The organism is Variovorax sp. 20P10.2.4 (genome assembly GCF_058244205.1).
The window spans coordinates 1-8,610 of sequence record NZ_JBZAYE010000298.1 but is presented as its reverse complement, the minus strand read 5'-3'; the positions used below and the strand labels follow the sequence as shown (position 1 = coordinate 8,610).

Below are 8,610 nucleotides of genomic sequence, written 5' to 3'. Positions count from 1 at the left end.
CGCTGGCATCCACGGCATCGACCCGTGCGTCGGGCCGCGCATGCTGCAGCGCCAGCGCGATCGCGCCGCTGCCGGTGCCCAGGTCGAGCACGCGCGGCGCGGTCTGGCCTTCGAGGCATTCCAGCGCCCAATCGACCAGCGTCTCGGTGTCGGGCCGCGGCACCAGCACGCGCGGGTCGACGCGCAGCTCGAGGCCGTGGAATTCCTTCTCGCCCAGCAGGTAGGCCACCGGTTCGCCCGCGAGGCGGCGCAGCAGCCGCGCCGACAGTGCGGTCCACAGCGGCTCGGGCAGCGCGTCGGTGTCGTGCGCGAGCAGCCAGGCGCGGTCGTGCGGCGGCCGGCCCAGCGCGTGCAGCAGCAGCAGCTGGGCATCGAGCCGGTCGACGCCCAGCCGCGCGGCCGCGGCCAGCGCCTGGGTCACGGTCGAGGGCGCGAGCGGTTCTGCGCTCATGACGGCAGGCTCGATTCGAGTTCTGCCAGTTGCTCGGCCGCGCGCGCCGCGCGCAGCGCCTCGAGCACGTCGCCGAGGTCGCCTTCCATGATCGCGAGCAGCTTGTAGAGCGTGAGGTTGATCCGGTGGTCGGTGAGCCGGCCCTGGGGGAAGTTGTAGGTGCGGATGCGGTCGGAGCGGTCGCCGCTGCCGATCAGGCCCTTGCGCAGCGCGGCGTCCTTGGCGGCGCGCTCGCTGCGCTCCTTCTCCTGGATCCGCGCCGACAGCACCTGCAGCGCCTTCGCCTTGTTGCGGTGCTGGCTGCGGTCGTCCTGGCACTCGGCCACGATGCCGGTCGGGATGTGCGTGATGCGCACCGCCGAATCGGTCTTGTTGATGTGCTGGCCGCCGGCGCCGCTGGCGCGGTAGGTGTCGATGCGCAGGTCGGCCGGGTTGATCTGCACCGCCTGCGCTTCGTCGGGCTCGGCCAGCACCGCCACCGTGCAGGCGCTGGTGTGGATGCGGCCCTGCGTCTCGGTGGCCGGCACGCGCTGCACGCGGTGGCCGCCCGATTCGAAGCGCAGGTTGCCGAACACCTCGTCGCCCGAGATGCGCACCACCACTTCCTTGTAGCCGCCGAGCTCGCTCTCGTTCTCGCTCACGATCTCGCAGCGCCAGCCGGCGCGCTCGCAGTAGCGCGTGTACATGCGCAGCAGGTCGCCCGCGAACAGCGCCGATTCGTCGCCGCCGGTGCCGGCGCGGATTTCAAGGAAGGCGTTGCGCGCGTCGTCGAGGTCCTTGGGCAGCAGCAGGCGCTGCAGCTCGTCTTCCAGCTGCGCGAGCTCCGCTTCGGCCTCGGCGATTTCCTGTGTGGCCATCTCGGCCATGTCGGGGTCATCGAGCATTTCCTTGGCGCCCGCGATGTCGGCCTCGCGCTGCACGTAGCGCGCATAGCGGCCGGCCACCTGCGTCACCTCGGCATGCTCGCGCGAGATGGTGCGGTACTGCGCCATGTCGCCCATGATGTCCTCGCGCGAGAGCAGGAAGTCGAGTTCGCCGAGGCGGGCGGCATAGCGTTCGAGTTGGTGGCGGAGAAAGGGCTTCACGACGGAGGGATTCGAAAAAGAGGGGAAGTGCCGCGGCATGGCGGCAAGGCGCATGGAGAGCGCGGCACGCCGTGCCGGGCTCGCGGACGAGCGCCGCTAACGCTCTTTGCGCAGGAACAGGCGCGAGATGGTCTGCGCCGTCTGCTCGCGCGAGGCGGCATCGCCCGCGTGCAGCTCGGCCAGCGCGCCGTGCAGCATCTTCTGCGTGAGCCCGCGCGACAGGGCTTCGAGCACGGCGTCGACCGATTCGCCCTTGGCGAGCAGCTTGCGCGCGCGCGCCAGTTCGGCGGCGCGCCATTCGTCGGTCTGGGCGTTGAGCTGCTGGATCAGCGGCACCGTGCCGCGCTGGCCCAGCCAGTGCATGAAGCTCTGCACGCCGGCGTCGATGATGACCTCGGCCTGCGCCACCGCGGCCTGGCGGTTGGCCTGGCCTTGCTGCACGACCTGGGCGAGGTCGTCCACGGTGTAGAGGTAGATGTCCTCGAGCGCCTTCACCTCGGGCTCGATGTCGCGCGGCACGGCCAGGTCGACCATGAACATCGGGCGGTGCTTGCGCGACTTGAGCGCGCGTTCCACGGCGCCCAGGCCGATGATCGGCAGCGTGCTCGCGGTGCAGCTCACGACGATGTCGAACTCGGCCAGCCGTGCCGGCAGGTCGGCCAGCCGCATCGCCTCGCCGCCGAAGCGCGAGGCCAGCTTCTCGCCGCGTTCGAGCGTGCGGTTGGCGATGGCGATGGACTTCGGCTCCTTGGCCGCGAAGTGCGTGGCCGCGAGGTCGATCATCTCGCCGGCGCCGACGAACAGCACGCGCGTCTGGCGCAGGTCCTCGAACAGCTGGCCGGCCAGGCGCACGGCGGCGGCCGCCATGCTGATCGAGTGCGCGCCGATCTCGGTGGCGGTGCGCACTTCCTTGGCGACCGCGAACGAGCGCTGGAAGAGTTGGTTGAGCGTGCTGCCCAGCGCGCCGGCGGTTTCGGCGGCGCGCACCGCGTCCTTCATCTGGCCGAGGATCTGGGCTTCGCCGAGCACCATCGAATCGAGGCCGCTGGCCACGCGGAAGGCATGGCGCGCGACATCGCCGTCGTGCAGGGTGTAGGCATGCGAGCGCAGCAGCGCGGGGGCCACGCCGCCGCTCTGGGCCAGCCAGCCGACCGTGTGGTCGATCGCGGCATGGTCGGCGGCGCAGTAGATCTCGGTGCGGTTGCAGGTCGAGATGATGGCGGCCTCGACCTGCGGGTGGCGGCCACTCGAGAACGAGCTGCGCAGGCTCTGCAGGGTGGGAGCGATCTGGTCGAGCGCAAACGCGAAACGACCGCGCAGATCGAGCGGCGCGGTCGTGTGGTTCAAGCCAAGAGCCCAGACAGACATGGCGAGATTATAAAATTTGCGGAGCCCGTCCCGGCACCGTGCTGTCTATGACCTCCATAGCGGCTGGCGGATGACGCTTCCGCCCCTTCCCGAATGTCCGCGCTCGCCCTGCTCAACCACCTCTTCAACTTCGCGCTGCCGGCCGTCTTCGTGGCCGGGGTGCTCGCGCTGTGCGGCCGTTTCCTGATGCCGCGAAAGCCTGGAACTCCCGCCATCTGGGCGCAATTCGCTATCAATACGATAGCTGGCGTGCTGGTGCTGCTGGCCGGGCTGGTGTTCACGGGCCACGACGGCCGCATCGTGAGCTATGCCGCGCTGGTGGTGGTCTGCGGCACCGTGCAGTGGCTGCTGCAGCGCGGCTGGCGGCGCTGAGCGGCGGCTTTCAGGCCCGCACCATGTAGTGCGCCGGCGCGGGATAGCTCGCCAGGCGCGCCTGCTGCGCCGCGTCGGCCAGCGCATGCACCGCGTAGCCGTGGCGTTCCCAGAAGCCCAGCGAGGACTGCACCGACACCAGCGCGGAGCGCCGCCAGCCCGCCGTGTCGGCGAAGGCCAGCGCATGCCGCACCAGCGCCGGTCCCAGGCCATGGCCCGAGGCCGCGGGATCGACCGCGAGATCGTGCAGGTAGAGCGCGTCGGCCTGTGTCTCGGGCAGCACCTCGAAATCGCCGTACAGGGCCGTGAGCTTGCCCACGCGCGAGGGATAGGCCGCGAGGTAGGCCGCTACCCGCCCCGCGTGCTCGACCACCCAGCCGGTGCGCGGCGCCGCGGCGAGCCGGCTCACGATCAGCGTCCCGTCCTCGACGAAGCCCGCCCCGTAGCAGGCGAGCTGGATCGCCAGCACGGCCTGCAGGTCCTCGGGCCGCATCGCGCGCACGACGGTCATGCCAGCAGCAGCTTGTCGTCGTCGAGTTTCTCGCCGCGCGTCTGTTCGAACATGCGCAGCAGGTCGGGCACGTCCAGGCCCGAGCGCTCGGGGCCGGCCACGTCGAGGATCACCTGGCCCTCGTGCAGCATCACCGTGCGCGAGCCGTAGTCCAGCGCCTGGCGCATGCTGTGCGTGACCATCATCGCGGTGAGCTTGCTCTCCTCGACGATGCGCGCCGTGAGCTCGAGCACGAAGGCCGCGGTCTTCGGGTCGAGCGCGGCCGTGTGCTCGTCGAGCAGCAGGATGCGCGAGGGCTTGAGCGAGGCCATCAGCAGGCTCACGGCCTGCCGCTGGCCGCCCGACAGCAGGCCGATGCGGTCGGCCAACCGGTTCTCCAGCCCGAGCTTGAGGATCGACAGCTTCTCGCGGAACAGCTCGCGCAGCCCGCGGTTGAGCGACAGGCCCAGGCCGCGCCGCTCGCCGCGCTTCCAGGCCAGCGCCATGTTCTCCTCGATGGTCAGCGCCTCGCAGGTGCCGGCCATCGGGTCCTGGAACACGCGCGCCACCATGCCCGAACGCTGCCAGGCGTTGAGCCGCGTCACGTCCTTGCCGTCGATCTCGATGCGGCCCTTGTCGACGATCAGGTCGCCGCTGACCGCATTGAGGAAGGTCGACTTGCCGGCGCCGTTCGAGCCGATCACGGTGACGAACTGGCCGGTGGGAATCTCCAGGCTGAGCCCGCGCAGCACGCGGTTCTCGATCGGCGTGCCCGGGTTGAAGGTCATCTCGAGTTGTTCGGCGCGCAGCATCAGTTCTTCCCCTTGAAAAGCCCGCCGAGCTTGCGCTTGTAGGCAGGCACCAGCAGCGCGAAGGCCACCAGCACGGCGGTCACCAGGTTCAGGTCCTGCGCCTGCAGGCCCATGAAGTCGGTGTTCAGCGCCATCGCGATGAAGAAGCGGTAGAGCAGCGCCCCCAGGATGCAGGCCAGCGTGGTGATCACCATGCTGCGCGCGGGCATCAGCGTCTCGCCGATGATCACCGCCGCCAGGCCGATCACGATCGTGCCCACGCCCATCGAGATGTCGGCCGTGCCCTGGCTCTGCGCGAACAGCGCGCCGGCCAGCGCCACCAGCGCGTTCGACAGCGCCAGGCCCGCCATGGTGTGGAAGTCGGTCGAGATGCCCTGGGCGCGCGCCATGCGCGCATTGCCGCCGGTGGCGCGCATCGCCAGGCCGGCCTCGGAGGCGAAGAACAGGTCGACCACGATCTTCGCGGCGATCACGATCAGCAGCAGCAACAGCGGCTTGGCCCACTGCTCGGGCATGCCGCCGAAGCTGGCCATGCTGAACACGGTGGGTTCGGTGATCAGCGCCACGTTGGGCTTGCCCATCACGCGCAGGTTGATCGAGTAGAGCGCGATCATCACCAGGATGCTCGCGAGCAGCTGCATGATCTTGAGCTTCACGTTGAGCCAGGCCGTGACCCAGCCCGAGACGGCGCCCGCGACGCAGGCCACCGCAGTGGCGGCCACGGGGTTCCAGCCGGCCACGATCAGCGTGGCCGCCACGGCGGCGCCGAGCGGGAAGCTGCCGTCCACCGTGAGGTCGGGAAAGTTGATGATGCGGAAGGACATGAAGACGCCCAGCGCGACCAGCCCGAATATCAGGCCGATCTCGATGGCGCCCAGCGAGGCGATGAGGGACATGAGGAAGAAGCTCCCGGCGAAAACGAAAAGACGGGCCGCCCGCAGGACGACCCGTCGCTGGCGATGAGGCCGGGACTTACTTGGTGCTCACGACCTTGGCGGTCTTCAGCAGCTCGTCCGACAGGGTCACGCCCTGCAGCTTGGCCGCGCCCGGGTTCACCACCAGCTCGAAGTTGGTGCTGGTCTGCGAGGCGATCGTGCCGGGCTTCTCGCCCTTGAGGATGCGCACCACGATCTTGCCGGTCTGGCGGCCGATGTCGGTGTAGTTCAGGCCCAGCGCCGCGACCGCGCCGCGCTCGACGGTGGCGGTGTCGGCCGCCACCACCGGCAGCTTGGCCTGCTGCGCCACCTTCACGATGCCCTCGAAGGCCGACACCACGTTGTTGTCGGTCGGCGTGTAGATCGCGTCGGCCTTGCCGACCAGGCTCTGGGCGGCGGTCGGCACGTCGACGGTGCGCGCGGCGGCGGCTTCCACCACCGTCATGCCGGCGGCCGCGGCGGCCTTCTTGAGGTCGGCCACGATCGCCACCGAGTTGGCTTCGCCGGGGCTGTAGATCACGCCGATGCGCTTGGCGGTGGGCACCACCTGCTTGATGAGGGCGATGTGCTTGTCCAGCGGCGACAGGTCCGACACGCCGGTCACGTTGGTGCCGGTGGCGTCCCAGCTCTTCACCAGCTTGGCGGCCACCGGGTCGGTCACGGCCGAGTAGACGACCGGGATGGTCTTGGTGGCGGCCAGCGTGGCCTGGGCCGAGGGGGTGGCGATCGCGACGATCACGTCGGGCTGGTCGCCCACGTACTTGCGTGCGATCTGGGCCGCGGTGCCCACGTTGCCCTGTGCGCTCTGGTAGGTGAACTTGAGGTTCTTGCCCTCTTCGTAGCCGGCCGCCTTCAGCTCGGCCTTGACGCCGTCGCGCACGGCGTCGAGCGCCGGGTGCTCGACGATGGCGGTCACGGCCACCGACTTGTCGGCCGCGAAGGCGGGCGCGGCGGCGAGCATGCCGAGGGCCAGGGCGGCGGCGACAGGGGTGCGAAGCAGGGCGAATTTCACGTGAGGATCTCCGGATCAGAGGAAGGGAACGGGTCCGACGCCACGGCGGGGCCGGGCAGGGAAGCGATGCACGGAAATGCGGCATGCACTTCCGGAAGCCTGGAGTCTAGAGCGTGGTCTGCACAATTAAGGTGCATCCCACGCCAGTGCTTACCCCGCTTTGAGAAATATGATTGCGGTCATTGGCACTTGAAGGAGATGAAATTGCACGAGATCACGCTCGACCGTATCGACAGGAAGATCCTCGACCACTTGCAAGCGCATGGCCGTGCATCGAACCTCGAACTCTCCGAAGTGGCCAATCTCTCGCCGGCCCAGTGCCTGCGGCGGCACCGGCGGCTCGAGGAGATGGGCTTCATCAGCGGCTACGCGGCCCGGCTCGACGCGCGCCAGGTGGGGCTCGGCGTGATCGCCTTCATCCACGTGACCATGGCGCGCGGCCACATCGGCGAGCTGCCGAAATTCCAGGACCTGGTGGCCGACCTGCCGCAGATCCTCGAGTGCTATTCGGTCACCGGCGACTTCGACTACGTCATCAAGGTGGTCGCGCGCGACCTGCACTCGCTGTCGCAGTTCCTGATGGACACGCTGATGCACATGCCCGGCGTGTCGGCGGTGCGCTCGAGCGTGTGCCTCAACGAGGTGAAGTGCACGACCACCCTGCCGCTGAGTTGAGTCGGGCGCAGCCGGCCTTCAGCCCTGCACGCCCGGCAGCGGCGAGGCCGGCGAGGAGGGCACCGGCGAGGGCGCGGTCGAGAGCGTCGAGGGGGCCGTCGGCGCGGCCGCCATCACCAGCGTGGGCGTGGCCATCGGCAGGTCGGCCTGGCGCAGCGCGTCGAGGATGGTGAACAGCAGGTCGCTGCGCACGCCGCCGGCCAGCCGCGGGCTCGCCACGTAGGCGATCGCCTGGAAGATCAAGAGCCCGTTCTCGATGCCCTCGAGCGTGAGCGAGGGCGCCGGCGTCTCGAGCACGCCCTCGTGCGCCTTGCAGGCCTCGAGGATCAGGTCGCGCACCTTCTGCGCGTCGGTGGTCAGCGGCATCGGCAGGCGGATCAGCACCCGGCCCTCGGCGTTGGCCAAGGTCATGTTGCGCACGGTCTTGGTGATGAATTCCGAGTTCGGCACGATCAGCGTGGAGCGGTCGCCGAGCTGAATCTCGGTGGCGCGCACGTTGATGCGCCGCACGTCGCCCTCGGCCGTGCCCAGCACCACCCAGTCGCCCACCTTCACGGGCTGCTCGGCCAGCAGGATCAGGCCCGAGATGAAGTTCTGCACGATCGCCTGCAGGCCGAAGCCGATGCCCACCGACAGCGCGCTCGCCACCCACGCGATGCGCTCGACGCCGATGCCCAGGGCCGAGAGCGAGAACGCGATCACCAGGATGCCGCCCACGTAGCCCAGCAGGGTGCTGATCGAGCTCTGCATGCCAGGCTCGAACTTGGTGGTCGGCAGGTAGCTCGCGGCCAGCCAGCGCTTGAAGATGCGCAGCATCACGAAGCCCACGGCCAGCACCGCCACCGCGCTGAGGATCGCACCCGGCACGAGCTGGAATTCGCCGATCTTCACGCCGGTGCCGAACTTGCCGCTGCGCTGGAACACCTCGCCGGGGCTGGTGCCCAGCGGCGCGGCCAGCGCGATCAGCATGTAGAAGAACAGCGCCACCCGGCTCAGGCCCGACAGCACGGTGGCGATCTGGTCCAGCGTCTGCGGTGCCAGGCCGAAGCTCTTCTGCAGCCGCTGGCCGAAGCCGCTGCGCGACGACACGGTGGCCATGAACACGTCGTCGGCGAACTTGAACAGCACGTAGAACGCGGTGGCGACGATGCCGCTCCAGGTCAGCTGCGAGGCCAGGAAGCTCGCGAGCGCCACGTAGCCCACGGCCACCAGCACCCAGATCACGATCATCAGGATGGCGATCAGCGCCACCAGGATGCCGACCCACATCGGCCGCTCGGGCAGGTCCTCGCCGGGCGCGCCGGCGCGCAGCGCCTTGAGCCGGTAGAGCACCGCGCCCACCAGCGCGGTCAGCAGCAGCGCGGTCAGCACGTGGGTGGCGACCACGGCCGAGAGGCTGGCGTCGACCAG

General features: G+C 69.6%; 10 protein-coding genes. 2 read left to right on the top strand and 8 right to left on the bottom strand.

The window, feature by feature from the left end:
• The 3 genes from AC27VN_RS24250 to hemA form a co-directional block, all read right to left on the bottom strand.
• A partial coding sequence (locus tag AC27VN_RS24250; RefSeq protein WP_490878161.1) for a HemK/PrmC family methyltransferase occupies positions 1 to 451 on the bottom strand: 451 nt, incomplete at its 3' end.
• Entirely contained in the window at positions 448 to 1,536 is a 1,089-nt protein-coding gene (prfA, locus tag AC27VN_RS24245; RefSeq protein ID WP_490878160.1) for a peptide chain release factor 1, read from the bottom strand. The genes prfA and AC27VN_RS24250, both read right to left, overlap by 4 nt.
• Before the next feature lie 96 nt (positions 1,537 to 1,632).
• The gene (hemA, locus tag AC27VN_RS24240; protein ID WP_057592076.1) at positions 1,633 to 2,904 is read right to left on the bottom strand and encodes a glutamyl-tRNA reductase; all 1,272 of its coding nucleotides are present in this window, start codon (positions 2,902 to 2,904) and stop codon (positions 1,633 to 1,635) included.
• A 93-nt stretch (positions 2,905 to 2,997) separates the two neighbouring features.
• Between hemA and AC27VN_RS24235 the strand changes: the two genes are divergently transcribed.
• On the top strand, positions 2,998 to 3,276 hold the full coding sequence (locus AC27VN_RS24235) for a hypothetical protein (protein WP_490878159.1): 279 nt from the start codon (positions 2,998 to 3,000) through the stop codon (positions 3,274 to 3,276).
• 10 nt (positions 3,277 to 3,286) lie between these two features.
• Here AC27VN_RS24235 and AC27VN_RS24230 read toward each other — a convergent pair whose 3' ends face one another.
• The 4 genes from AC27VN_RS24230 to AC27VN_RS24215 form a co-directional block, all read right to left on the bottom strand.
• The gene (locus tag AC27VN_RS24230) at positions 3,287 to 3,787 is read right to left on the bottom strand and encodes a GNAT family N-acetyltransferase (RefSeq protein ID WP_490878158.1); all 501 of its coding nucleotides are present in this window, start codon (positions 3,785 to 3,787) and stop codon (positions 3,287 to 3,289) included.
• Positions 3,784 to 4,578, bottom strand: coding sequence for an ABC transporter ATP-binding protein (locus AC27VN_RS24225; RefSeq protein WP_093341008.1), 795 nt, complete (start codon positions 4,576 to 4,578; stop codon positions 3,784 to 3,786). Before AC27VN_RS24225 ends, AC27VN_RS24230 begins: the two co-directional genes overlap by 4 nt.
• Positions 4,578 to 5,474, bottom strand: a complete 897-nt coding sequence (locus AC27VN_RS24220; RefSeq protein ID WP_057592072.1) for an ABC transporter permease — start codon at positions 5,472 to 5,474, stop codon at positions 4,578 to 4,580. The genes AC27VN_RS24225 and AC27VN_RS24220 overlap by 1 nt, the downstream gene beginning before the upstream one ends.
• Before the next feature lie 76 nt (positions 5,475 to 5,550).
• Entirely contained in the window at positions 5,551 to 6,525 is a 975-nt protein-coding gene (locus tag AC27VN_RS24215) for an ABC transporter substrate-binding protein (RefSeq protein ID WP_093341005.1), read from the bottom strand.
• A 204-nt stretch (positions 6,526 to 6,729) separates the two neighbouring features.
• Here AC27VN_RS24215 and AC27VN_RS24210 point away from each other — a divergent pair, with 204 nt between their 5' ends.
• Complete coding sequence (locus AC27VN_RS24210) at positions 6,730 to 7,200, top strand: Lrp/AsnC family transcriptional regulator (RefSeq protein ID WP_093341004.1); 471 nt, start codon at positions 6,730 to 6,732, stop codon at positions 7,198 to 7,200.
• A gap of 18 nt (positions 7,201 to 7,218) precedes the next feature.
• Here the strand turns inward: AC27VN_RS24210 and AC27VN_RS24205 are convergent.
• Positions 7,219 to 8,610: mechanosensitive ion channel family protein (locus AC27VN_RS24205; protein WP_490878157.1), on the bottom strand; the 1,392-nt coding region annotated here is incomplete at its 5' end.